General features: G+C 68.8%; 20 protein-coding genes and 4 pseudogenes. 18 read left to right on the forward strand and 6 right to left on the reverse strand.

Features of this window, described 5'->3' with window-relative positions; genetic code table 11:
• Positions 1-169 precede the first annotated feature (169 nt).
• The 8 genes and pseudogenes from ABZZ74_RS21955 to ABZZ74_RS21990 all read left to right on the forward strand — a co-directional run.
• A complete protein-coding gene (locus tag ABZZ74_RS21955) occupies positions 170-1,306 on the forward strand; it encodes an FAD-dependent oxidoreductase (RefSeq protein ID WP_356767332.1) in 1,137 nt (378 codons plus the stop codon).
• The gene (locus ABZZ74_RS21960) at positions 1,303-2,301 is read left to right on the forward strand and encodes an amidohydrolase family protein (RefSeq protein WP_356767334.1); all 999 of its coding nucleotides are present in this window, start codon (positions 1,303-1,305) and stop codon (positions 2,299-2,301) included. The genes ABZZ74_RS21955 and ABZZ74_RS21960 overlap by 4 nt, the downstream gene beginning before the upstream one ends.
• A 13-nt stretch (positions 2,302-2,314) precedes the next feature.
• On the forward strand, positions 2,315-3,253 hold the full coding sequence (locus ABZZ74_RS21965) for a VOC family protein (protein WP_356767336.1): 939 nt from the start codon (positions 2,315-2,317) through the stop codon (positions 3,251-3,253).
• Positions 3,254-3,369: 116 nt separating this feature from the next.
• A complete protein-coding gene (locus tag ABZZ74_RS21970; RefSeq protein ID WP_356767338.1) occupies positions 3,370-4,341 on the forward strand; it encodes a fumarylacetoacetate hydrolase family protein in 972 nt (323 codons plus the stop codon).
• Entirely contained in the window at positions 4,338-5,081 is a 744-nt protein-coding gene (locus ABZZ74_RS21975) for an SDR family oxidoreductase (RefSeq protein WP_356767340.1), read from the forward strand. The genes ABZZ74_RS21970 and ABZZ74_RS21975 overlap by 4 nt, the downstream gene beginning before the upstream one ends.
• Before the next feature lie 22 nt (positions 5,082-5,103).
• Positions 5,104-5,886 carry a CoA transferase subunit A gene (locus ABZZ74_RS21980; RefSeq protein ID WP_356767342.1) on the forward strand — a complete coding sequence of 261 codons (783 nt, stop codon included), beginning with the start codon at positions 5,104-5,106 and terminating at the stop codon, positions 5,884-5,886.
• A pseudogene (locus ABZZ74_RS21985) lies at positions 5,883-6,558 on the forward strand (CoA transferase subunit B). Before ABZZ74_RS21980 ends, ABZZ74_RS21985 begins: the two are co-directional and overlap by 4 nt.
• Positions 6,559-6,675: 117 nt before the next feature.
• Positions 6,676-6,873, forward strand: a pseudogene (locus ABZZ74_RS21990) (acyl-CoA dehydrogenase family protein); the annotation flags it as partial.
• A 272-nt stretch (positions 6,874-7,145) separates the two neighbouring features.
• On the opposite strand, the gene ABZZ74_RS21995 reads toward ABZZ74_RS21990, so the two are convergent.
• Positions 7,146-9,287, reverse strand: a complete 2,142-nt coding sequence (locus ABZZ74_RS21995) for a glycoside hydrolase family 36 protein (RefSeq protein ID WP_356767396.1) — start codon at positions 9,285-9,287, stop codon at positions 7,146-7,148.
• A 177-nt stretch (positions 9,288-9,464) separates the two neighbouring features.
• Between ABZZ74_RS21995 and ABZZ74_RS22000 the strand changes: the two genes are divergently transcribed.
• The 6 genes and pseudogenes from ABZZ74_RS22000 to ugpC all read left to right on the forward strand — a co-directional run bounded on the left by ABZZ74_RS22000 (position 9,465) and on the right by ugpC (position 15,539).
• A complete protein-coding gene (locus ABZZ74_RS22000) occupies positions 9,465-10,535 on the forward strand; it encodes a LacI family DNA-binding transcriptional regulator (protein WP_356767344.1) in 1,071 nt (356 codons plus the stop codon).
• A 101-nt stretch (positions 10,536-10,636) separates the two neighbouring features.
• Positions 10,637-10,966 (forward strand): annotated as a pseudogene (locus ABZZ74_RS22005) (transposase); the annotation flags it as partial.
• 197 nt (positions 10,967-11,163) lie between these two features.
• Positions 11,164-12,417, forward strand: coding sequence for an ABC transporter substrate-binding protein (locus tag ABZZ74_RS22010; protein WP_356767346.1), 1,254 nt, complete (start codon positions 11,164-11,166; stop codon positions 12,415-12,417).
• Positions 12,418-12,481: 64 nt separating this feature from the next.
• Positions 12,482-13,429: a sugar ABC transporter permease gene (locus ABZZ74_RS22015; RefSeq protein WP_356767398.1), complete on the forward strand. Its 948-nt coding sequence runs from the start codon at positions 12,482-12,484 to the stop codon at positions 13,427-13,429.
• A complete protein-coding gene (locus tag ABZZ74_RS22020) occupies positions 13,429-14,262 on the forward strand; it encodes a carbohydrate ABC transporter permease (RefSeq protein WP_356767348.1) in 834 nt (277 codons plus the stop codon). Before ABZZ74_RS22015 ends, ABZZ74_RS22020 begins: the two co-directional genes overlap by 1 nt.
• 89 nt (positions 14,263-14,351) lie before the next feature.
• Entirely contained in the window at positions 14,352-15,539 is a 1,188-nt protein-coding gene (gene ugpC, locus ABZZ74_RS22025; protein WP_356767350.1) for a sn-glycerol-3-phosphate ABC transporter ATP-binding protein UgpC, read from the forward strand.
• 374 nt (positions 15,540-15,913) lie between these two features.
• Here the strand turns inward: ugpC and ABZZ74_RS22030 are convergent.
• Both ABZZ74_RS22030 and ABZZ74_RS22035 read right to left on the reverse strand, forming a co-directional pair.
• Positions 15,914-16,024, reverse strand: a pseudogene (locus ABZZ74_RS22030) (transposase); the annotation flags it as partial.
• Between the two features lie 81 nt (positions 16,025-16,105).
• Positions 16,106-16,831: a class I SAM-dependent methyltransferase gene (locus tag ABZZ74_RS22035; RefSeq protein ID WP_356767352.1), complete on the reverse strand. Its 726-nt coding sequence runs from the start codon at positions 16,829-16,831 to the stop codon at positions 16,106-16,108.
• Between the two features lie 329 nt (positions 16,832-17,160).
• Between ABZZ74_RS22035 and ABZZ74_RS22040 the strand changes: the two genes are divergently transcribed.
• Complete coding sequence (locus tag ABZZ74_RS22040; protein ID WP_356767354.1) at positions 17,161-17,871, forward strand: N-acyl homoserine lactonase family protein; 711 nt, start codon at positions 17,161-17,163, stop codon at positions 17,869-17,871.
• A gap of 136 nt (positions 17,872-18,007) precedes the next feature.
• Here ABZZ74_RS22040 and ABZZ74_RS22045 read toward each other — a convergent pair whose 3' ends face one another.
• Together ABZZ74_RS22045 and ABZZ74_RS22050 are read right to left on the reverse strand one after the other, a co-directional pair.
• Positions 18,008-18,496, reverse strand: coding sequence for a helicase associated domain-containing protein (locus ABZZ74_RS22045; protein ID WP_356767356.1), 489 nt, complete (start codon positions 18,494-18,496; stop codon positions 18,008-18,010).
• Positions 18,432-18,956 (reverse strand): hypothetical protein, encoded by a 525-nt coding sequence (locus ABZZ74_RS22050; protein WP_356767358.1) that lies wholly within the window; start codon positions 18,954-18,956, stop codon positions 18,432-18,434. Before ABZZ74_RS22050 ends, ABZZ74_RS22045 begins: the two co-directional genes overlap by 65 nt.
• A gap of 103 nt (positions 18,957-19,059) precedes the next feature.
• On the opposite strand from ABZZ74_RS22050, the gene ABZZ74_RS22055 reads away from it, so the two are divergent.
• The 3 genes from ABZZ74_RS22055 to ABZZ74_RS22065 all read left to right on the forward strand — a co-directional run bounded on the left by ABZZ74_RS22055 (position 19,060) and on the right by ABZZ74_RS22065 (position 21,717).
• On the forward strand, positions 19,060-19,311 hold the full coding sequence (locus ABZZ74_RS22055; protein WP_356767360.1) for a hypothetical protein: 252 nt from the start codon (positions 19,060-19,062) through the stop codon (positions 19,309-19,311).
• A 135-nt stretch (positions 19,312-19,446) separates the two neighbouring features.
• Complete coding sequence (locus ABZZ74_RS22060) at positions 19,447-20,409, forward strand: U32 family peptidase (protein ID WP_356767362.1); 963 nt, start codon at positions 19,447-19,449, stop codon at positions 20,407-20,409.
• A 69-nt stretch (positions 20,410-20,478) separates the two neighbouring features.
• Positions 20,479-21,717: a sugar ABC transporter substrate-binding protein gene (locus ABZZ74_RS22065; protein WP_356767364.1), complete on the forward strand. Its 1,239-nt coding sequence runs from the start codon at positions 20,479-20,481 to the stop codon at positions 21,715-21,717.
• Positions 21,718-21,734: 17 nt separating this feature from the next.
• Here ABZZ74_RS22065 and ABZZ74_RS22070 read toward each other — a convergent pair whose 3' ends face one another.
• Complete coding sequence (locus tag ABZZ74_RS22070; RefSeq protein WP_356767366.1) at positions 21,735-22,883, reverse strand: transposase; 1,149 nt, start codon at positions 22,881-22,883, stop codon at positions 21,735-21,737.
• Positions 22,884-22,930 lie beyond the last annotated feature (47 nt).

Genomic DNA, 22,930 nt, shown 5'->3' on the forward strand with positions numbered 1-22,930 from the left:
GCAGAACCGGCCGGATGCGTCCTCCCCGGACAGCAGCGGCGCATCCGGCCCCACCCGCTCCACCCCGCCGACGGGTGACTCATCAAAACCCCTGGCCCCGCCCACCGTGGCGGGCGAGCCGCACCCCGCCGCCCGAAGCCGCGCGGCCCGACCTCGGGAGGATCCCGACATGGCACACAGCCCCACACGCAGAGTCCTGGTCATCGGCGGCGGCGCCGCCGGCAACGCCGTGACCATTCTGCTGCGCCGCGCCGGCATCACCGTCGACCTCGTCGAGGCCAAGCCCGACTGGAACGCCACCACCGGCTCCGGCATCACCCTCCAGGGCAACGCCTTGCGCGTCCTGCGCGAACTGGGGGTCTGGGACCGGGTGAGCGCCTCCGGCTTCCCCTTCAGCACGCTGGGCATCACCACCCCGGACGGCACCGTGCTGCACGTCGCCGAGGACATCAGGACAGGTGGCGACGACCTGCCCGCCACCCTCGGCATGCAGCGCCCCCAGCTACAGCAGATCCTCATCGACGCGGTCCGCGCCTCCGGCGCCACCGTCCGTCTCGGTACCACCGCCGAGGCCCTGAAGCAGGACACCGACGGTGTGTCCGCGCGCTTCAGCGACGGCACCGAAGGCCGTTACGACCTGGTGATCGGCGCCGACGGCCTCAACTCCGCCACCCGCGCCGCGATCGGCATCGCCGACAAACCCGAGCCGACCGGCATGGCCATCTGGCGCATCGCCGCCCCTCGCCCCGAGGGCGTCGAACGCAGCGACCTCGCCTACGGCGGCCCGGCCTATATCGCCGGCTACACCCCCACCAGCGAGAACACCATCTACGCGTTCGTCGTCGAAGGGTGCCGCGACCGCGCTTCCATCGACCCGGCCACCTATGCCGACGAAATGCGCCGCCTGGCGCAGGCCTATGGCGGAGCCTGGCCGGAGATCACCCGGCACATCACCGACCCCGGGAAGGTCAATTACACGTGGTTCGACCGGCTGTTGGTGGAGGGCTCCTGGCACCGTGGCCGGGTGGTGCTGATCGGTGACGCCGCCCACTGCTGTCCGCCTACCTTGGCGCAGGGGGCTGCGATGTCTCTGGAGGACGCCCTGGTGCTCGCCGAGTTGCTCACCAGCGGACGGGACTGGGACGGCGAGCTGCTCCAGAGCTACTACGAGCGCCGCATCCCGCGGGTGCGGAGGGTGGTCGAGGCGTCCGTGCAGTTGGGTCAGTGGGCGCTGGACGGCGTTCGGGACGCGGATGTGCCCGGGCTGATCGCTCGCACGATGAACTCCCTGAAGGAGCTGCCGTGACGGCGCGCACCGTGGACGTGCACGCGCACGTCCTGCTGCCGGAGGTCGACGCGCTGGTGGCGGACCTGCCGGGGCTGGCCGAGGCACGGGCCCTCGATGCCCGCCGCAACGGCCGCGACGCCCTCGCCGTCAGCGGCCCCATGGTCCGCGAGCGGGCCCCGAGGATGATCGACGTCACCGCGCGGCTGGCCGCCATGGATGCGCAGGGCGTGGACGTGCAGCTGGTCAGTCCTTCCCCCTCGCACTACCACTACTGGGCGGACGAGGAGACGGCCGAGAAGGTCTTCCGGCGCGCCAACGAGGCGACGGCCGCCCACTGTGCCCAGGCGCCCGAACGGCTGCACGGTCTCGGCCTCGTCCCCCTGCAGCATCCCGAGCTGGCCGTGCTCGCCCTCGAACATGCCCTGGAACAAGGTCTGCTGGGGGTGGAGATCTCCAGCCATGCCCCCGGCCGCGAGCTGTCCGACCCGGCGTACGAACCCTTCTGGACCCGCGTGGAGGAGACGGGCGCCGTCCTCTTCCTGCACCCCTTCGGCTGCACGCTCGACGAGCGCCTTGACCGCTGGTACCTGTCCAATGTCGTGGGCCAGCCGGTGGAGAACGCGGTCGCGCTGTCGCACCTGATCTTCTCCGGCGTGCTGGACCGGCACCCGGGGCTGAAGCTGATCGCCGCCCATGGCGGTGGCTACCTGCCCACTCACATCGGTCGCTCCGACCACGCGTGGTCGGCCCGTCCGGACGCGGGGGCAGGCTGCGCCCATCTGCCCAGCAGCTACCTCAAGCGGCTGTACTTCGATTCCCTTGTCCATGACCCGCACGTGCTGCGGGAGCTGGTCCGGGTGGCGGGCGCGGACCGAGTGCTGCTCGGCTCCGACTACGCCTTCGACATGGGCAATGACGATCCGGTCGCCGCCCTGCGCGCCGCCCGGCTGCCCGACCCCGACTTCCACGCCATCCGCGGCGCAAACGCCGCCGCACTTCTCAACCTCGCCTGAGGAGGCCCCCCACATGACCAACCGGCTGCTCACCCACCTGCGGCACGTCGACCTCGCCGTGCCCGACTACGACAAGCAGCTCGACTTCTACTCCGGCGTCTGGGGCCTGACCCAGGTCGCCGAGGACTCCGGCATCTCCTTCCTGGCCGCCGAGGGCTCCCCGGAGCAGTACGTCATCCGACTGCGCAAGGCCGAGGGGAAGCGCCTCGACCTCGTCTCCTACGGTGCCGCGAGCGCCGCCGACGTGGACACCCTCGCCGAACAACTCCTCGCGGGCGGTGTGCAGTTGATTTCCCAGCCGGGCAAGGTCGACACTCCCGGCGGAGGGTACGGCTTCCGCTTCTTCGACGTCGACGGCCGCACCATCGAGGTCTCCGCCGACGTCGAGGTGCGGCAGCACCGCAGGATCGAGGAGAAGGAATCGATCCCGGTCAAGCTGTCGCACGTCGTCCTCAACTCCCCGGACCTGGACAAGACCAAGGCCTGGTACGAGGAGCACCTCGGCTTCCGACTGTCCGACACCCTCGGCCATCCGCACATCGGCGACGTCATGCACTTCATGCGCATCAGCAACCAGCACCACTCCATGGCCATCGCCAAGGGCCCGCACACCTCGCTGCACCACATCTCCTTCGAGATGCGCGGCATCGACGAGTACATGCGCGGCTCAGGCCGGGTGATCCGCGCCGGCTTCAAGAAGATCTGGGGGCCGGGCCGGCACATGGCGGGCGACAACACCTTCACCTACTTCCTCGACCCGCACGGCAACACCGTCGAGTACACGACGGAGCTGGAACTGCTGGACGAGGACACCTGGCATCCCCACGTCTACGACTTCTCCCAGCCCGAGGTCACCGACCAGTGGGGCACCGCCAACCCCATGAACGAACTGGTCACCAAGGAATCCTTCAACGACGTCGACCGCGGCGTGTTCGTCGCCCCGCCGGTCTGACCGGCGAAGCTCTCAGTCCCCGGGGGCGCGGTGGCCCTGTCAACTGCCCTGACTCCCAGGCCGCGTCCCCGGTCTTCGCGCCCGCCCCGCACGCCGACAGCCGACAGGAAACCCCCATGCCTTTCGCCGCGTACGAGTACCGCAACCGACGCCACGTGGCCGTCGTCGAAGAGGACGGCACGCTCCACCCTCTCCCCGGTGTCGGCTCCCTGACCAGCCTGCTCGCCGAGGGCGGCGGCCTGCCCGAGCTGCTGGAGGCCGGCTCCGCCACGCTGGACGTCCCGGCCGGCCCCCATGTCTCCGAGGTACGGCTGCTGCCGCCGCTCCAGCCGCCCACCGTGCGGGACTTCGTCACCTTCGAGGAGCACGTCGAAGGCGTACGACGGTCGGTGGACGGCGCCGCCGGAGTGCCAGAGCAGTGGTACGCGGCCCCGACCTTCTACTTCACCAACCCCTACGCGGTGTACGGCCCGCACGACGACATCCCGATGCCCCCCGGCTCGACCGTGCTCGACTTCGAGCTCGAGGTCGCCGCCGTGATCGGCACCGAGGGCCGCGACCTCACCCCCGAGCAGGCCCGCGACCACATCGTCGGCTACACGATCTTCAACGACTGGTCCGCCCGCGATCTGCAGTCCGCCGAGATGAGGGTGGGCCTCGGCCCCTGCAAGGGCAAGGACACCGCCACCACCCTCGGCCCGTACCTGGTCACCACCGACGAACTCGAGAAGTACCGAGACGAGGACGGCTTCCTACGCCTCGCGCTCACCGCCTCGATCAACGACGAGGTCGTTGGTGAGGACCTGCTGTCCAACATGAGCTGGACCTTCGAGGAGATGGTCGCCTACGCCTCCCGCGGCACCGTCGTCCGCCCCGGCGACGTCCTGGGCTCCGGCACCTGCGGCAACGGCGGCTGCCTCGCCGAGCTGTGGGGCGTACTCGGCAGACAGGACCCGCCCCCGCTGAAGCCTGGTGACACGGTCACGCTCACCGTCGAAGGCATCGGCAGCGTCTCCAACACAGTCGTCGCCGGAGCCGCCCCGGTCCCGCTGCCGACCGGCCGACGCCGCTCCCGGGAGCGGCCATGACCGACCTCCACCCCAAGAGGCTGCTCGGCAAGGTCGTCGTGGTCACCGGCGCCGCCCGCGGCCAGGGCGGCGCCGAGGCCGCGGCGCTCACCCGCGAAGGCGCCCGGGTCATCGCCACCGATGTGACCGAGGCACCTGGCTGCCGCCGACTCGACGTCACCAGCGAGAAGGACTGGGCCGAGCTCGCCGCCGAACTGGGGGAGGCGTACGGCCAGGTGCACGGCCTGGTCAACAACGCCGGCATCACCTGGCGCGCCCGCATCGACGCCGTACGCCCCGAGGACATGGCCCGCGTCCACGCGGTCAACGTCACCGGGCCGCTCCTGGGCATCCAGCACCTGGCGCCGCTGATGCGCCCCGGGGCGTCGATCGTGAACGTCGGCTCCTCGGCGGCACTGACCGCCCACTACCCGGTCGCCTACACCGCCAGCAAGTGGGCGCTGCGCGGTCTGTCGGCCACCGCCGCCATGGAACTGGGGCCGCGCGGCATCCGCGTGAACACCATCCACCCCGGTTACATCGAGACGGAGATGACCGCCTCCGCCGCCCCCGCCTTCCGCGAGGCCAACCTCGCCGGCACGCCCCTCGGGCGCACCGGGACCGTCGACGACGTCACCCCGCTCGTCACCTTCCTCCTCTCCGACGAGTCGTCCTTCATCACCGGAGCCGAGATCCCGGTCGACGGCGGTCTCACCGCGCACGGCGGCGCGAAGCCGATCTCGGACGCCGTACGGCACTAGCAGCAGAAAGGCCCTCTCACCCATGGACAAGGTCTGTTCGAGCGCCGCCCAGGCGGTCGCCGACATCCCCGACGGAGCGTCCCTCGCCGTCGGCGGGTTCGGCCTCAGCGGCATCCCCGAGGTGCTCATCCAAGCCCTCCACACCCAGGGCGCCACCGGCCTGGAGGTCGTCTCGAACAACTGCGGGGTGGACGGGCGCGGACTGGGCGTCCTGCTGGGCGACGGCCGGATCGCCCGCGTCACGGGCAGCTATGTGGGCGAGAACAAGGAGTTCGCCCGCCAGTACCTGTCCGGCGAACTGGAGGTGGAGCTGGTGCCGCAGGGCACTCTTGCCGAGCGGCTGCGCGCCGGGGGAGCGGGCATCCCCGCCTTCTACACCCCCGCGGGCGTGGGCACCCAGGTGGCCAACGGCGGCCTGCCCTGGCGCCACGCCCCCGACGGCACGGTCGCCGTCGCCTCCCCGCCCAAGGAGACCCGCACCTTCCACGGTCGGCCGCACGTCCTGGAGCACGGCATCACCACCGACTTCGCCCTCGTGCGGGCCTGGCGCGGCGACCGTCACGGCAACCTGGTCTTCCGCAGGGCCGCCGCCAACTTCAACCCCCTCGCCGCCATGGCCGGCCGCATCACCCTCGCCGAGGTCGAAGAACTCGTCGAGCCGGGAGAGTTGAGCCCCGACGCCGTGCACCTGCCGGGAGTCTTCGTCCAGCGGATCGTCGAACTGACCCCGGCCGAGGCGGCCGACAAGCACATCGAACACCTTTTGATTTCCGCGTCTTCGACACGAGGGACCGTCCGCGCATGAGCCACGATGTCCGTACCGCGCCGGGCTGGACCCGCGAGCAGATGGCCGCGCGCGCCGCCGCCGAACTCACCGACGGCTCCTACGTCAACCTCGGCATCGGCCTGCCCACCCTCATCCCGGGCCACCTCCCCCCCCGGTGTCCACGTGGTGCTGCACTCAGAGAACGGCATCCTCGGCACCGGCCCCTACCCCACCGAGGACGAGGTGGACCCCGACCTGATCAACGCGGGCAAGGAGACCGTCACCGTCCTGCCCGGGGCGAGCTTCTTCGACTCCGCCCTGTCCTTCGGCATGATCCGCGGCGGCCACATCGACACCGCCGTCCTCGGAGCCATGCAGGTCTCCGCAGTCGGCGACCTGGCCAACTGGATGATCCCCGGCAAAATGGTCAAGGGCATGGGCGGCGCCATGGACCTCGTCCACGGCGCCCGCCGCGTCATCGTCCTGATGGAACACACCGCCAAGGACGGCTCACCGAAGATCCTCACCGAATGCACCCTGCCACTCACCGGCGAATGCTGCGTCCACCGCATCATCACCGACCTCGGCGTCCTCGACGTCACCCCGGACGGCCTCGCGCTCGTCGAGACGGCACCCGGGGTCACCGTCGAAGCCATCGCCGCCCGCACCGGGGCGCCCCTGCGCACCGACGCCGTCGCAGCCGCCTGCTGATCTTCGCCGGAGGTCACGTCACCGAAGAGATGGAGTCGGGTTCGGAGCTTCCCGAGTGCTGCCATACTGGACATAACACCCAGGTGTGTGATCGCCGAGCGGGAGGAGCGAGATGCGCGGATCCACAACGTCCGTGAGGCCCTCGCCATCGCCCGCGAGTGCCGTACGGTCCTCGGGGCCAGCGGCATCTCCTCGGAGTACCCGCCGCTGCGTCACGCCAACAATCTGGAGTCGGTGCTGACTTACGAGGGCACCAGCGAGATCCACACCCTGGTCATCGGCCAGGCCCTCACCGGTCAGGCGGCCTACCGCTGACCGGTCCCGTGGCCCCGGTTCCGGACTCGGCGAGTGGCCTCCCCACGTCCGGAACCGGACCCAGCCGGAGGGAACCGCGCCCGCGTCGGCCAGGTCGCTCGCGATGGCACCGTCGGCCTCACACAGCCCGAGGACGGCTATGCACGGGCGTTGGACGATGGTGGATCCCATGGGCATGCGCCTCTTCCCTTGTCCGTCACCTTGCGACCTGCAACAGGGTGAAAGATCGGCGCAAGTTGACAACGATATTGGTGCCACCCTTGCTGGAGGGCTCACTGTTCCGTGTGGTCGAGATACAGCAGGACGGCGGTGTTGACGCGGGGTAGGGACACGGTGAGGGTTCCGTCGATCGCGTCCCAGGTCGCCGTGGCGCCCGCGTCGGTCGGATAGAGCACCTGCGGGTGCAGGCGGCTGCCCCGCAGGTGGGGGATGCGGATATCACGGACGCCGGAGTCGGCCTTCTGCGCAGCGGTCTCGTCGTTGACAACGTCGCGTCGCCACAGCGCGAGATACGTCGTGGACTCCCCGCGCAGTCCGTGGGCGAGCCAGGAGTCCTCCCAGCCGGGCAGGCTCAGCGGCCAGAATGGACGGGCGGCAGCGATCTCCGGCCTGATGCGCTTGTACAGATCGATGCCCGAGCGCACGAGGGCGAGCTGCTCCTCGTCCATACGGTCCAGGAAACCGGAGAGGTGCACCCGGCCCAGCAGGGCGGTGGTCATCGTGAAGGCGATCTCGTCGAGGTCGAAGTGCGGTTGCGGGTAGGCCCACACGGCGGCCTGTTCGGGTGCCACGGCAGTGGCGGCCGCCGCCGAGATGGGCGGGTACCGCAACGGGTCCTGCTGGTCGCTGGTGGACTGCAACTGGGTCACGGCCAGCTGTGCGTAGTCCATGCGCAACCCGCCCGAGCCGCAGTTCTCCAGCACCAGGCCGGGATACCTGTCCAGGAGCGAAGTGAGCCAGTCGAGGTGGGCGCGATGATGCCCCAGCAGGCCGGCGCCGGCACTCTCCGAGCCGTTCTCGGTGCCGGGCCCTGCGTTGATGTTGTAGTCGAGTTTGAGGTAACCCACGCCCCATTCGCCGACGATGCGGTCGACGACCCGGTCGAGGTGAGCCCGGGCGGCCGGGTGGCGCAGGTCGAGGTGGTGGCGGCCGTGCTCGGTCAGCCGGACCCCGCCCCGCCGGAAGAACGCCTCGTCGGGCAGGGTCCGGACCAACGGGCTGCGTACGCCGACGACTTCGGGCTCCAGCCACAGGCCGGGCGTCATGCCGTGGCGTCGGATGGCGTCGAGGACTTCCTGGATTCCGCCGGGAAAGCGCCGCCCGGCGGGTTCCCAGGCGCCCACCGCGTCCCACCAGCCCTGCGCGTCGTCGTACCAGCCGGCGTCGATGACGAAGACCTCGGCTCCGGCGGCCCCGGCCGCCTCGACGAGCGGCAGGAGCTTGTCGGTGGTGGGGTCGCCCATCAGGGTGTTCATGTAGTCGTTGTAGATCACGGGAAGCGCCGTGTGATCCGGGTGGTTGCGGCGGATGTGGCGGCGGTAGGCGGTGAGTTCACCGAATGCCGCGTCCAGGCCGCCGCTCTCGGTGTGGACGAGCACGGCGGGCACGGTGGTGAACTCGGCTCCTGGGGCCAGCGTCTGCCGCCACTGGTGGTGGGCGTCGCTCGGTCCGAACAGGGCGAGGTAGGCAGCTCCCTCGCGTTCCCCGGTCTCGTAGCGCCAGCCGGCGCTGGACTCGATCTGCCAGAGCCAGGCGCCCCCCACGCCGTCGGTGAGGGCGCCGAGGGGGAGGTGCCGGCCGGTCGACCAGCTGCCCTGGGAGGAGCGCTCGAAGCAGCCCCGGCCTTCATGGCCGTGGGCGGTCCTGCTCAGTGGGACGACCTGGTCCCGGAACGCGGCCTGGCGCCAGCGGCATTCGGCGAGCCAGCCGTTGTCCGCCCAGTGCAGAATCAGGTCGTCGAGGCCCTTCTCCCCGTCGGTGATGCCGCCGAGCGTGAGGGTGGATATGCCCTCCAGGTGCAGGGGGGCGTCGCCCTCGTTGACCAGACGGACCTGTGAGCGCACGAAGCCCTCTCCCGGAACGGTGCTGAGGGTGACGTCGGCGGCGAGACCGGTGTCCGGGTCCGTGAGGCGGATCGTGGTGCGCCGCCACTGCCGGTCCTGGACCGTCGTGTGGCCGCGCAGGACCAGGCGGCTGCCGACGGTCGTGTCGATGAAGCGTTCTCCCGACCAGGTTCGTCCGTGCCCGGTGAGGACGACCTCGACGAGGGGGACGAGGCAGTCCCATGGGCGGCCGTCGTCGGTGAGTCTGACCGCCCCGGAAGGGTCCGCCACGACGCGCAACCCGAGGGTTTCATCGCTCCACAGCAAGGACTCCTGGGCGGTCTCGGCGGAAGCTGTCAACGCGTTTTCCATTCTGGGCAACTGATCTTCTCTGTGGTTCACGTGGGTCGTTTCAGATGAATTGCGCAGGTAGAGGGTTGTTTTCCGGGTTCTGGGCATTACCGGCTGATGGGCCGTTTCTGTGGCGGAGTGGTAACGCCGTGGTTGCAACCTCTTGACGACCGTGTTGTGACCGCTCACAATCCTCGCATGGTTGTGACCGGTCACACAAGCTCCGGCGGCCCTGCTGATCCGCAGGGGAGCCAGCAGAAGCCCGCCAGTATCCGCGATGTCGCCCAGGCGGCCGGCGTCTCCTACCAGACCGTTTCGAGGGTCATCAACGACCACCCGAACGTGAAGGAGGAGACCCGCCGCCGGGTCGAGGAGGCCATCGAGGCCCTCGGCTTCCGGCGCAACGCCACCGCATTCGCGCTGGCCAGCGGCGTCACGAAGACGGTCACGGTTCTGACGTCCAACACCGTCCTCTACGGTTACGCAGCCACCCTGCAAGGCCTGGAGGAGGCCGCCCGCGCCGCGGGCTACTCCGTCGGCGTCCGAGTCCTGACCCCGCAGGACGACCTGGACCGTACGATCACCACCGCGGCCGCGGCCGGTGGCGGGCTCGTGGTGATCGGATTCGATCGGCTCGGCGCGGCGACCCTGGACCGGGTCCCGTCCAACGTGCCCTGCGCCGCGGCTGTCGAAGCCCCGCCGCCGGGCCGTACACCCCCGCGTCCGGCGGTGTGGGTCGACGACCGTACGGCGTCCCGTACCGCCACCGAGTACCTGCTTCACCTCGGACACGAAACCGTCCACTATGTGGCGATTCCCGCGTCCACCGGCTCGCGGCGCTCAGCGGCACCCCGCGCCGAGGGTTGGCGGCAGGCCCTGGTGGCCTCAGGTGTCACTCCTCCGCCTCCCACCGGCAAGGGCTGGGACGCCCAGGCCGGTTACGACGCCGGCCGCAAGCTCGCCCGTGATCCTGGCGTCACCGCGATCCTGTGCGGAAACGACGACCTGGCCCTGGGCGTCCTGCGCGCCCTGCACCACGCCGGCCGGTCCGTCCCCGGGGATGTCAGCGTCATCGGCTTCGACGACGCCCCCCACTCGCAGTTCATCACACCCGCGCTCACCACGGTGCGCCTGGACTTCCAGGGGCTGGGCCGGTCCGCCTTCGGGCTCCTGCGCGGTCAGCTGGAATCCGACTTCCAGGCGCCCGAGCCCACGCTCGCCGGCCCCGAACTGGTCCGGCGCGAAAGCACGGGGAGCCGGGACGCATGATCCGGGCCCGTTTACGCCTCCGCTCCGCCTGTCCCAGAGCGGGGGAGACGCTGAGCTGGCTGCTGGCCGAATGGCCCGCCAGCGAGAGCGAGCCGGTGCAGTACTGGCTGTCCGACCTGCCCTCGGGCATGCCCTTGACCACACTGGTCCGCCTGGCCAAACTCCGCTGGCGCATCGAGCACGACTACCGGGAGATGAAACAGGCCCTGGGACTGGCCCACTTCGAGGGCCGCACCTGGAGCGGCTGGCACCACCACGTCACCCTCGTCTCTGCCGCGCACGCCTTCTGCACCCTGCAACGACTGGCCCGACTCGGTGTAGGGCGGCCAGGTATGGCACGGCCTCTCGGTCGCGCGGCGCAGTGGTGCATTCCGCCCGTTGGTCTCCCCGGTGATCGGTGGCTGCAGGTGTCAACGATGGGCCGGTTGTAGACCAAAAAGGCGAGACGTAAGCCATTTGCCCGTATATGTACTTGTCGTCGCTCTATGTAGCGTTTAGCGTTCGTTGGGTGGATAAAGGCCACGGAATCCAACCTCCGTGGTCACCGGCCCGAAGGCGAGGTGTGGAGCGCGTGGACGCGAGGCCCGGCTTGCGGCCCCTTCCGGCCCGGAGGCGCCCCAGGGGGAGGATGCGACGGCTGCGGATGCTCGCCGTGCTGCCCCTGCTGGCGTCGACGCTCGCCGCGTGCGGCAGCGGGGAGGGGTCCGGCCGGCCCACCTTGAACTGGTACAACTTCCCCGACGACTCCGGCGCGCTGCAGAAGGCAGCCGATCGGTGCAGCCAGGCGTCCCACGGCCGCTACAAGATCAGCTACAACAAGCTCCCCCGTGCCGCCGACGGCCAGCGCCAGCAACTTGTCCGCCGGCTCGCGGCCCACGACAACACCCTGGACATCCTTGGCCTGGACGTCACCTGGGCAGCGGAGTTCGCCGAGGCGCGCTGGATCCGCGAGTGGACCGGCGCGGCGAAGCAGCAGGCCACCGAGGGCACCCTGCGGGTACCGCTGCAGACCTCGACCTGGAAGAACAAGCTGTACGCCGTCCCGTACAACACCAACACCCAGCTCCTGTGGTACCGCAAAGACCTGGTGCCGACCCCGCCCAAGACCTGGGCCGAGATGCTGGACATGGCCCGCAACCTCGCCCGCCAGGGCAAGCCGCACTATGTGGAAATCCAGGGTGCTCAGTACGAGGGACTGACCGTCTGGTTCAACACGCTGATCAACAGCGCGGGCGGCTCCATCCTCAACCCGACGGCGACAAAGCCCTCCCTGGGCGCGCCCGCCGTGCGGGCCGCCACGATCATGCGCAACCTGGCGCGCTCCGTGGCCGCGGACCCCTCCCTGTCCAACCAGATGGAGGACCAGAACCGTCTCGCCATGGAGTCCGGGAGTGCCGCATTCGAGCTCAACTATCCGTTCGTCTATCCGTCGATGAAGGCCAACAATCCGGCACTGTTCAAGAACTTCCGCTGGGCGCTGTACCCCAGGGTCGACGCGAACCGCCCGGCACGTCCGACCATCGGCGGAATCGACCTCGCCGTGAGTACCTACACGCGCCACCCGCAACTGGCCTTCGAGGCCGCCCTGTGTCTGCGCAACAGGGAGAACCAGCTCACCGCCGCGCTCGTGGGCGGTCTGCCGCCCACCCTGCGTGGCCTGTACGACGAGCCGCCGTTCATCAAGGCGTATCCATTCGCCAAGGACGTGCTGACTTCCCTGCAGTCGGCGAGCGTGCGCCCGCTCACCCCCGCCTACCAGAACGTGTCGATCGCCGTCTCCCACACCCTGTCCCCGCCCTCCGCTATCAAGCCCGTGAGTTCGGTCCGCACCATCAGGGACCAGATCGACGCTGCTCTGCAATCCAAGGGAGTGATCCCGTGAACCACCACCCCCTTGGCCGACGCGCCCACGTGCCGGCCTCACCCTGCGGCGGTCCCCGATGAGCATGCAGGCCGAACCGGCCGGAGCCCCGCCGCCCCCCGATGCCAAACAGGCCAGGCAGGACCGGGCGGCACTGTCGGCCGGCGCCAGGCAGGAACGAAGGCTCGGCTGGCTGCTGTGCGCGCCGGCCGTGATCGTCATGCTCGCCGTGACCGCGTACCCGATCGGATACGCCATCTACCTGTCACTGCAGCGCTACGACCTGCGCTTCCCGGCACAGGCGAAGTTCGTGGGTCTGAGCAACTACGGTGCGGTGCTGTCCTCCACGTTCTGGTGGCAGGCCTTCTGGGTCACGCTGTTCATCACCGTCGTGTCCGTGGCCATCGAACTGGTCCTCGGCATGGGGCTTGCCTTGGTGATGCACCGCACGATCTTTGGTCGCGGCTCCGTACGCACCGCGGTCCTCATCCCCTACGGCATCGTCACCGTCGTCGCCGCCTTCTCCTGGCAGTACGCCTGGACGCCGCAACTCGGTTACCTCGCCAGCCTGTTGCCCAGCGGATCGGCCCCGTTGACCCATCAGTGGTCAGCCCTGTGGCTGATCATCCTCGCCGAGGTGTGGAAGACGACCCCGTTCATGGCCCTCCTGCTGCTCGCGGGCCTCGCGCTGGTCCCCGATGAAACACTCAAGGCGGCCATGGTGGACGGCGCCACCGCCCGGCAGCGGTTCTTCAAGGTCGTGCTGCCGCTGATGAAACCGGCCATTCTGGTGGCGCTGCTCTTCCGCACGCTGGACGCGTTCCGGATCTTCGACAACATCTACATCCTGACCTCGGGCGCCCACGAGACAGGCTCCGTGTCCATCCTCGGTTACGACAATCTGTTCACCGCGCTGAACCTGGGCATTGGTTCGACGATCTCGGTCCTGATCTTCATCGCCGTCGGGATCATCGCCTTCACCTTCGTCAAGCTCTTCGGCGCGGCCGCACCTGGCGCGGAGGTGAAGCGCTGATGGCCGCAGTGGGGAAAACGCACGCCACCCGCTGGGGTGTCGTCAACCTGGTGGTGGTGCTGTACGCCCTGTTCCCGGTGTGGTGGATCGCCGCGCTGTCGTTCAAGGCGCCCAGCACGCTCACCGACGGCAACTACATCCCCCGGCAGTGGACCTGGGAGAACTACCGGGGCATCTTCAAGACCTCCGAGTTCACCCGCGCACTGATCAACTCGATCGGCATCGCCCTGATCTCCACGGTCATCGCAGTGGTACTGGGCACCATGGCCGCCTACGCGGTGGCCAGGCTCCGGTTCCCCGGCAAGCGGCTCCTCATCGGCATGTCGCTGCTCATCGCCATGTTCCCCCCGATCTCCCTCGTCTCCCCGCTGTTCAACATCGAACGCATCGTGGGGATCTTCGACACCTGGGTGGGGCTGATCATCCCCTACATGACCTTCTCCCTGCCGCTGGCGATCTACACCCTGTCGGCGTTCTTCCGGGAGATCCCCTGGGACCTGGAGAAGGCCGCCAAGGTGGACGGGGCCACGCCCGCGCAGGCCTTCCGGCTGGTCATCGCGCCGCTGGCCGCGCCGGGCGTGTTCACCACAGCCATCCTCGTCTTCATCTTCTGCTGGAACGACTTCCTGTTCGCCATCTCGCTGACCTCCACGCAGGCGGCGCGCACGGTGCCCGCCGCGATCGCGTTCTTCACCGGAAGTTCGCAGTTCCAGCAGCCCACCGGATCGATCGCAGCGGCCGCCGTCGTGATCACCATTCCGATCGTCATTTTCGTTTTGCTCTTCCAGCGGCGGATCGTCGCCGGACTGACCTCCGGGGCGGTCAAGGGATGACCGAGCCGGCCGTGGAAGGCAGCCCGCCGGTACGGGACCCCTACCCCCACACCCGGATCCGGAAGGCATGAAGGCAAGGAGGAGGCACCATGGCCGCGATCACCCTTGAGGGAGTCACCAAGCGTTTTCCCGACGGATCCCTTGCCGTGAAGGACGTGGATCTCGACATCGCCGACGGCGAGTTCGTGATCCTGGTCGGTCCTTCCGGCTGCGGCAAATCCACCACCCTGAACATGATCGCCGGACTCGAGGACATCACCGAAGGCACCCTGCGCATCGGTGACCAGGTCGTCAACCAGCTCGCTCCCAAGGAGCGCGACGTCGCCATGGTGTTCCAGAGCTACGCCCTGTACCCGCACATGAGCGTGCGCGAGAACATGGGCTTCCCGCTGCGGCTGGCGAAGGTGGACAAGGGCACCGTCAACTCCAAGGTCGAGGAGGCAGCCCGGATCCTCGACCTCACCGAGCACCTGGACCGCAAACCCGCGAACCTCTCCGGTGGCCAGCGTCAGCGGGTGGCCATGGGCCGGGCGATCGTCCGCGATCCCAAGGCGTTCCTGATGGACGAGCCCCTGTCCAACCTGGACGCAAAACTCCGGGTGCAGATGCGCACCCAGATCTCCCGCCTGCAACGGCGCCTGGGCACCACCACGGTGTACGTCACCCACGACCAGACCGAGGCGATGACCCTCGGCGACCGGGTCGTCGTGATGCGGCAGGGCCTCGTCCAGCAGATCGGCACGCCCGCACAGCTCTACGACCTCCCACGCAACCTCTTCGTCGCGGGCTTCATCGGCTCACCGGCGATGAACTTCCTCAACGCCACCCTGGAGGGCGGCCTGCTGCACTCGCCCTTGGGCGATCTGCCCCTCGATGACCGAACGAGGCAGGCACTGGAACGGCAGAACGCACCCCGCGAGGTCATCGTCGGCCTGCGGCCGGAGGCCTTCGAGGACGCGGCCCTGTCGTCCCAACCCAGCCGGGGCGGCCCCGTCTTCACCGCCAACGTGGACGTACTGGAGTCGCTGGGCTCCGACGCATACGTCTACTTCACCGCAGAGGGCGGATCCGCGACAACCGCGGAACTGGAGGAACTGGCGGCTGACTCCGGTCTGCGCGACACCGGCGCGGAGGTCCAGCAGATCGTGGCCCGCCTGGACGCTGCCACGCGCGCCCGGGAGGGCGCACCGGTGGACTTGCTCGTCGACATGGCCAAGGCGCACGTATTCGACCCGGCGACCGGAGCGAACCTCACCCATCCCGAGAGTGAAGCCTGACGATGCCGCACGGCCGGACGGCGACATCACAGGGCAGGTTGTGCCTCCGCCCGGAACTGACAGCGTTCCTGGGTTTCCCGGCATGGAGGGCGAACCGGCCTGAAACTCGCAAGCCCGCCCAGCAGCACATCGACGGACCACCGAGGGCCGCTCCCACAGCACTGCGCACGGGACGGCCGCAGCCAGGCTGAAGCCCGCCGGCAGCGGCGCGAACGAAGGCACGGGCGGCGACCAGGTCGACCTCGCCACGGACTCGCACGCCTCCCGGGCTACCGGGTCTTCGCAGTGCACCGGGCTTCAGCCCGGTGGTGAAGCGATTCTGAGAAGTTCTCTGACCCGCGCTGTGCGCATGGGTCCGCACTGTCTACCTCAGCTCAGACGGGCCGGTTCTGCTGCTCGATGTACTGCTTCACGATCGACAGCGGAGCCCCGCCGACCGACCCGGCGAAGTACGAGCCGGACCACAGCCGCTGTGGCAGGAGAGATCGTGTTACGAGCTCGGTGTCGTCGGCTGACGGGCTGGTGTCCTGCGTCCTCGCAGGGTGAGTCGCAAGGATCACCGAAGGTCACGGACGTCGCGCCAGGAAGACAAACTCCCTTCCTGGACGGTCGGGCGCATCGCGAATGCCATCCACCACATATCCGTGCGCGTCCAAGTCCTTCTCGACTTCGTCCCGCTCTCGATAGCGCAGCGTCGTATCCGATGTCAGCACCTGTCCGTCCGCTGCAAACCTGTAGGTCCAGCGGAACGTCACCAGAGGCATGCTCACCTCAATCAGTTGAACCCAGCTCTCGACGGCGCCGACGCCTGGAATCTCGGTCACGCGGTATGACTTTTCCCGGGTCCACTCTTCCCAGGCACGTCTGGACGGATCGCGCGTCTCGAAGATCAGACGCCCGCCGGGCCGCAGTGCTCCGTGGGCTCCTCGTAGGGTCTCCTGCCACGTCTGCGGGTCGGCGATGGCCTGGGCGACGTTCGCTGTCATCGTTGCAAGGTCAACCTGCAGCGGTGGAAGGTTTGTCGCATCACCGCAGATCCAGCGGACTCGTCCACTCCCCGGTTTGGTCCGGGCGACGTCGATGGATGCCTGGGCGGGATCCACGCCTACGACCTCGATCCCGCGACCGGCCAGGAGGAGGGCGAACACCCCTGTGCCGCAACCGATGTCCAGTACTCGGTGAGCCCCGAACTCGTCCGCCATCCGCAGATATGCAATGAGGTCGCTGCGATCGGGGTCGAGCGGATCGTAGATCGCGGCGAGTCGTGGATGCGCGAAGCACTCGTCAGCCATGCGGCCGAACGTATGCAGACCTGGGTCCGAACAGCTACCCAGTTTCGCTCGGTCCCGGGACACCTGGCCTCGGCGTGCCGGTTCCTCTGCTGGAGCCGTCGTGGGGCGAACCCCACCCCCGCCCACACCGCCGCTCCCTGTGAGCGGCAACCAGATCCAGACCGGCACCGAATCCTGCCGCCTCGCCGTCACACAGGCCCGCGCCGCTGCCCTGGACTCCGCCGCAGGCTGAACCCTGCACGTGAATCGCACGCCTTGCAGCCGATGGTCGTGGTTCTGCTCTCGGCAGACTGGCCGACCAGAACACCCAAACCTGCGAGGCTGGCTGCATGGCGAAGAACATGTCGGTGCGTCGGCTCGATCTGGGATTCTTCATCCGGCCCGCGTCGGAGACCGGGGGCCCGCAACCGCGGGTCGAACCTGTGCTGGCATACCTGGTGCAACACGATCACGGCCTGATCCTCTTCGACACAGGCATCGGCAACGCGGACCCCGAGACCGAAGCCCACTACCGTCCCCGACGCCGAAACCTGCAGGATGCCCTGTCCGCGGCCGGAGTCGCTCTTGACGACATCTCCCTCGTCGCGAACTGCCACCTCCACTTCGACCACTGCGGCGGGAACCCTCTCCTGGGCGGCAAGCCCATCCTGGTCCAGGACATCGAGCTGGCGACCGCACGCAACGGCGACTACACCTTCGACGAGCTGATCGATTTCCCCGCCGCGTCCTATGAGGAACTCGCCGGTGAGGCCGAGGTCTGGCCGGGAGTCTGGATCATTCCGACACCAGGGCACACCCAAGGACATCAGTCGCTGGTCCTCCGGCAAGGAGACGGCACGGTAGTCCTCGCCGGCCAGGCGCACGACTTCGCCTCCCACTTCGCATCCGACCAGCTGGCCCGCCAGGCGGCAGTTCACGGCGTGGAGCAGCCGTTACCCGCCTACCAGCACTGGCTGGAGCGACTCGCCGACTTCGACCCACGACGCGTTCTCTTCGCGCACGACTGCTCGGTCTGGGAACCGTCGCAGAGCACCTTCTAGGAAAGGCCGGACGTCGCCCAAACGGCTGCGACATTCACCGTCAATGCCGGCGGACGTCGGCTGTCCCCGCCGGAGTGGTGTCAGTGCTCATCGACATTTCGCGGCCCTGTGGTCGACAAGTGGTGTCCGATTCCCCCTACGAAGCCATCAAGCCCAGCGCCTCCAGCTCGGCCACACGCTCGGCCTCCAACGTGCCGGCCACGTAGCAGCGGCGCTGGTCCGCGACCCACACCCCGAGGGGATGGCCGCCGACGGGCCAGTCCTGCGGCGTGACGTACGTGTACGGCGGCGGGCACGGCGCTCGTGACGCTCTCGTCCAGCAGGGGGAGTGTCCCGTCCGGGGTGCCCGCGTACTGCCCGTGGCTGAGGGGCGGCGCCGTAGGCGGTTCCGGCGGTGACGGTCGCCGCCGCGCTGATGTGCCCGTCGATGTGTGTCGGCCAGAGTACGGTTCCGCCGGGAGGGGAGCCGGAGGAGAGCGTATCCCCTCGTGCGGACGCCGCTGCCGTATGGTCCTGTGGACCCCCGGCCGCCTGGCTCGGGTTGGGCCGGTGTGGGTTCGTCAGAGATCGCCGTGGTCCTGCCAGCCGCACGAACCGCAGATGACGAGGCGCAGGGCACGGTCATCGTGGTGGTCGACGGTGACGTAGGGGCGCAACCGGTCACTGCCTACACCGCACCGCGGGCACGTCTCGTACTGGCCCAGGGGGCCGAAGTCGCTGATGACCGGAGGGTGTTCGGATACGGGGTGCTGGTCGCCGGAGGGCGTGGAGATCAGGGCGAGGCGCACGATCGCGGCCGCTGCCGCGTCCGTCACGCCGACGGCCAGGCGTACCTGGGGCCGTCGGTTCAGTGGGGGTGGCAGGGGGCAGTCGTCGAGGCGGACGGGTACGAGGCGTTCGTCTTCAGCCGGGGCGGCGTCCCAGGCGGCCTCGGCGGCGTAGGACCATAGCAGGACGGTGGCGTCGGTCCCGGCCGTGTCGGTGTGGGTGTCGGGCACGACATCGGCACCGGCCCGCGCGAGCGCGGAGGCGAGCGACGCGGCCTGCCGCTCGTCCTTGGGCTGGTACGAAAGGTGAGTACGCACGATCTCATAATGCGACAGGGCGGCGCGCCGTTGTGTCCGCGCCGCCCATCCCGCTGCGACAGGCCGGCGCGTCACCGGTCCCGAGGTCAACCTTGAACCGTGAGTGCTCCGCGTCACCGGGCGTGTGTTCAGCACCGAACTCGGCCCCGACGAACGGGTCGTGGGAGTGAATGGGCTCGAGGGCATCGTCGAATTCGGCTGTGCGGACGGGCGCAACTTCTCGACGGCGGTCGCGGTCGGTATGACCGGACGGCTCATTGGCGTGTTCTGCGAGGGCGACGGGATGTGGGTGTGGTCGTTCACCTACGAGGGCTGCGACGACGCCGACGAGTTGGAGGTGGCACCGAGTTGCTGACTTTTGCGACTGCTGGCTCGGCGCTCTGACGGAGCAAGCGGGGTGTGACATGTGAGATCCCCGGAGGCCCGCCCCAGGGTGCCTTCGCGGACCGTTGACGGCTCGTCATTGGCTGCCTACCGTCCAAGCGCAGCGATGCCGAACAAGGTTCGGAATATCGATCGAAGGAAGGTCCGGATGGATGGCATGGAAAGGTCACGGCGGTCGCTGTCCGCACTCGGTCTGCCGGAGCGGGACCTGGGGGAACTTCCCGACTCGGACAAGCGATTCCCGGACGGCGCGCAGTACCGGGTGGAGATCCCGTCGGTCGAAGGCCCGGGGCCGTTCCAGGCGGTCATGGATGAGGCCGAGCGGCGCGGGATGCGGATACATCGCATCAGCCAGGGCAGTGGCATGATGCTCCTCGCCGATTCGGAGATCGAGCAGATGGTGGCTCTCGGCCGCGAACGCGAGGTGGAGGTCTGCCTCTTCGTCGGACCACGCGGCGGCTGGGACATCGGCATCCAGGCCACGTCCGCCGCGGGTGGCGGTGCAGCCGCGGTGCTGCGCGGCGCCGACCAGTTGGCGTACGGGGTCGAGGACGTCATCCGGGGCTGCGACCTCGGCGTGCGCAGCGTCCTGGTGGCAGACATCGGTCAGCTGTGGGTGCTGGGCCGTATGCGGCAGTCCGGCGACCTGCCGCCGGACCTGGGGATCAAGGCGTCGGTATCGATGCCGACGGCCAATCCGGCGGCAGCACGGGTGCTTGAGGATCTCGGGGTCACCACGATCAATCTGCCGATCGATCTCACTCTTGCTCAGATAGCGGCGATCCGGGGGGCGGTCGACGCGCCTCTGGACGTCTATGTGGAGGGCGCGGACGACTTCGGCGGCGTGGTGCGTTATTACGAGATACCGGCCCTCGTGCGCGTGGCGGCTCCTGTTCACCTCAAGTTCACGGTGCGGAACGCGCCGTCTCTGTATCCCTCCGGAGCGCACCTTGCCGACCTGGCGGTGGCGACCGCACGCGAGCGCGTACGGCGGGCGGCGCTCGGCTTGTCCGTGCTCCGCCGGCACTATCCGGAGGCCAAAGCCAGCCCCGGACCCATGGCGACGTAAACCCGGCGCAGGCATGGAGGGGGACGATCTACGTACAAATATTGACGAAACCGTAGTCCACTCAGGGCCTTGACGACCTATCAGGCCAGTTCTACGTTCAGCCCCACCAAATGCGCCGAACGCCGTTCGAAATATCGGGCAGCATGTGCCGAACACGCCGGAGTGATCATGAAGAAGATCGATCCGCAGGTGGAAAGGGCCGTCGACACGCTCAGCCTGAACGGGCTGACCAGGCGGCGACTGCTGAGTGGCGGCGGAATGGTGAGCGCCTCGGCCGCCGCGGCGGCCTTGCTGTCCGCCTGCTCGGCCAGCAACAAGAGCGACGACAACAAGTCGGGCGGCGGTGTCGGCGACTTCCCGAAGACGCCGAAGTGGAAGTTCGTGTTCGTCAACCACGTCACGACCAACCCGTTCTTCACCCCGACGCAGTACGGGGCAGCCGACGCCTGCGCGCTCCTGGACGCTTCGTTCCAGTGGACAGGCTCGAAGGACTCAAGCGTGCCTGAAATGGTCAGCGCCATGGCCTCGGCCGTCTCTGCGAAGGCCGACGGCATCGCGGTGGCGGTCGTCGACAAGAATGCCTTCACGTCGCCCGTCGACAAGGCCCTCAGCGCCGGCATCCCCACCATCTCGTACAACGCGGACGGGGCCAAAGGGGATCCGGGGACGAGCCGGCTCTGTTACGTCGGGCAGGACCTCTACCAGTCCGGGGTTGAGCTGGGCCGCCGCATCGCCTCGCTGATGCCTTCCGGCGGGGACGCGGTCGGCTTCATCGCCACCCCGGGAGCGCTCAACATCCAGCCGCGCATCGATGGGGCCACCGACGCGATCAAGGCGTCCGGCAAGTCGATCAACTTCAAGTCGGTCGCCAGCGGCGCGGAACTTCCTCAGGAGCTGTCGACCATCGACGCGTACGTCAGCGGACACAAAGACCTCAAAGGCCTGTTCGCTGTTGACGCGGGCTCCACGGAGAGCATCGGCAAGGTCATGAAAAAGTACGGCCTCAAGAAGAAGGGTGTGGTCGCGGGTGGCTTCGACCTGAATCCCAACACCCTCACCGCGATCAAAGCGGGAGACCTCGACTTCACCATCGACCAACAACCCTATCTGCAGGGTTTCCTGAGCGTGCTCTACCTGTGGCTGTACAAACTGTCCGGCGGACTGGTGATCCCAAGTGTCACCGACACCGGCCTGCTCTTCGTGACCAAGGACAATGTCGACCCCTATCTGGAGAGCAAGACCCGGTTCGAGGGCTCCAGTACGAAGCAGCAGTGGGTCAAGCGCTCCGGCCCCATAGCACACGCATGAGTTTCCTGAGTCGACCGCTATGCCGCGAGGGGCGTCTCGGTGCCCGGTTTGACCTCGTTGTTCGCCTGGTGAATGGCGGAGGCGTGGCAGGCACCGTCGCGACAGCCGGCCCAGATCACGCGGAGCCAGGCGCGGGCAAGGGTCCGGACGGCACGGGGGTGGCGCTTCTTGCGTGCCTGGGCATCGGTGTAGAGCTTCGCGGCCCAGTCGCTGCCGTGCCGGCTGTTGTCGGCGAACGCGGTGCTCGCCACGCGGGCGGGCCGGTTGGTCGCGTACCGGAACGTCACCGCGTGGGACGTGCCGGCGGCGCTGGTGACCGGGACGGCGCCGGTCTCGGCGATGAACTGCTCGCAGGTCTCAGCGCGCTGAGGGATCGGGCTGATCTCGCCGATGACCTGGCCGATGTTGACCTTCCCAGTGCGCGGCGTGGAGGCCGCCAGCGGCGCGTAGGGGCGGACCTCGACGGCGGTGGCGGTTTCTTGGTCGGGGGTGTGGATGGTCGTCCGTATCGCGCGCACCACCTGGACCTGGACACGGGCCAGCGTGGAGAGGGTGTCTTCGCCCAGGCGGGGGGCCGCGTGGGAGGTGGCGCGCAAGCGCGCGATGAGTTCTATGCCGGTGCGCCGGCCGGAGTAGCCCCGCCGCATGCACCAGGCTTCCAGCTTGGCCGGGACGAGCTTCGCGGCGGCCCGCGGGGCCGGGCAGCGGTCCAGGAACTCCCGCTGGTTGACGGCGGTGACTTTGGCCTCGACGCGGCCGGCCCGCCGGCGGGCCGGGGCCTGCAGTTGAAGGGTCTTCAGGTCCGTTGGGGTGATGCGCCGCAGGCGGTGGTCGTCGGTGCGCGGGTAGTCGGCGAGCTTGTCACTGTCCTCGGCGCCGGTCTTCGCCCTCGAAGCGCCCCAGCGCGGGCGCATCGCGTGAAAGGCGTTCGGGTGCACCGGCACCCCCGGCCGACCGGCGGCCAACAGCCGGTCCACGACCAGGCCACGGGTGGTCCCGATGGCCACCAGCAGGCCGGCCGGGTCACCGTACCGGCCCGGCCCGGCCAGCGTCGCCGCGATGCCCTGCCCGGTGAGTGCCGGTTCCCAACGGTTCACTGGCGTACGGGAGTTGTCCATGACGGTGACGTCGTGGGTCTCGGTCGCCCAGTCACATCCGACGAACACGGAAGCCGTACTCCCATGCCGCTGACGGAGCACTTGCCCGGTGCTGA

Origin of the sequence: Streptomyces sp. NPDC006476, from assembly GCF_040612015.1 — a bacterium.
In the GTDB taxonomy this organism is placed as follows: Bacteria; Actinomycetota; Actinomycetes; order Streptomycetales; family Streptomycetaceae; genus Streptomyces; species Streptomyces griseorubiginosus_B.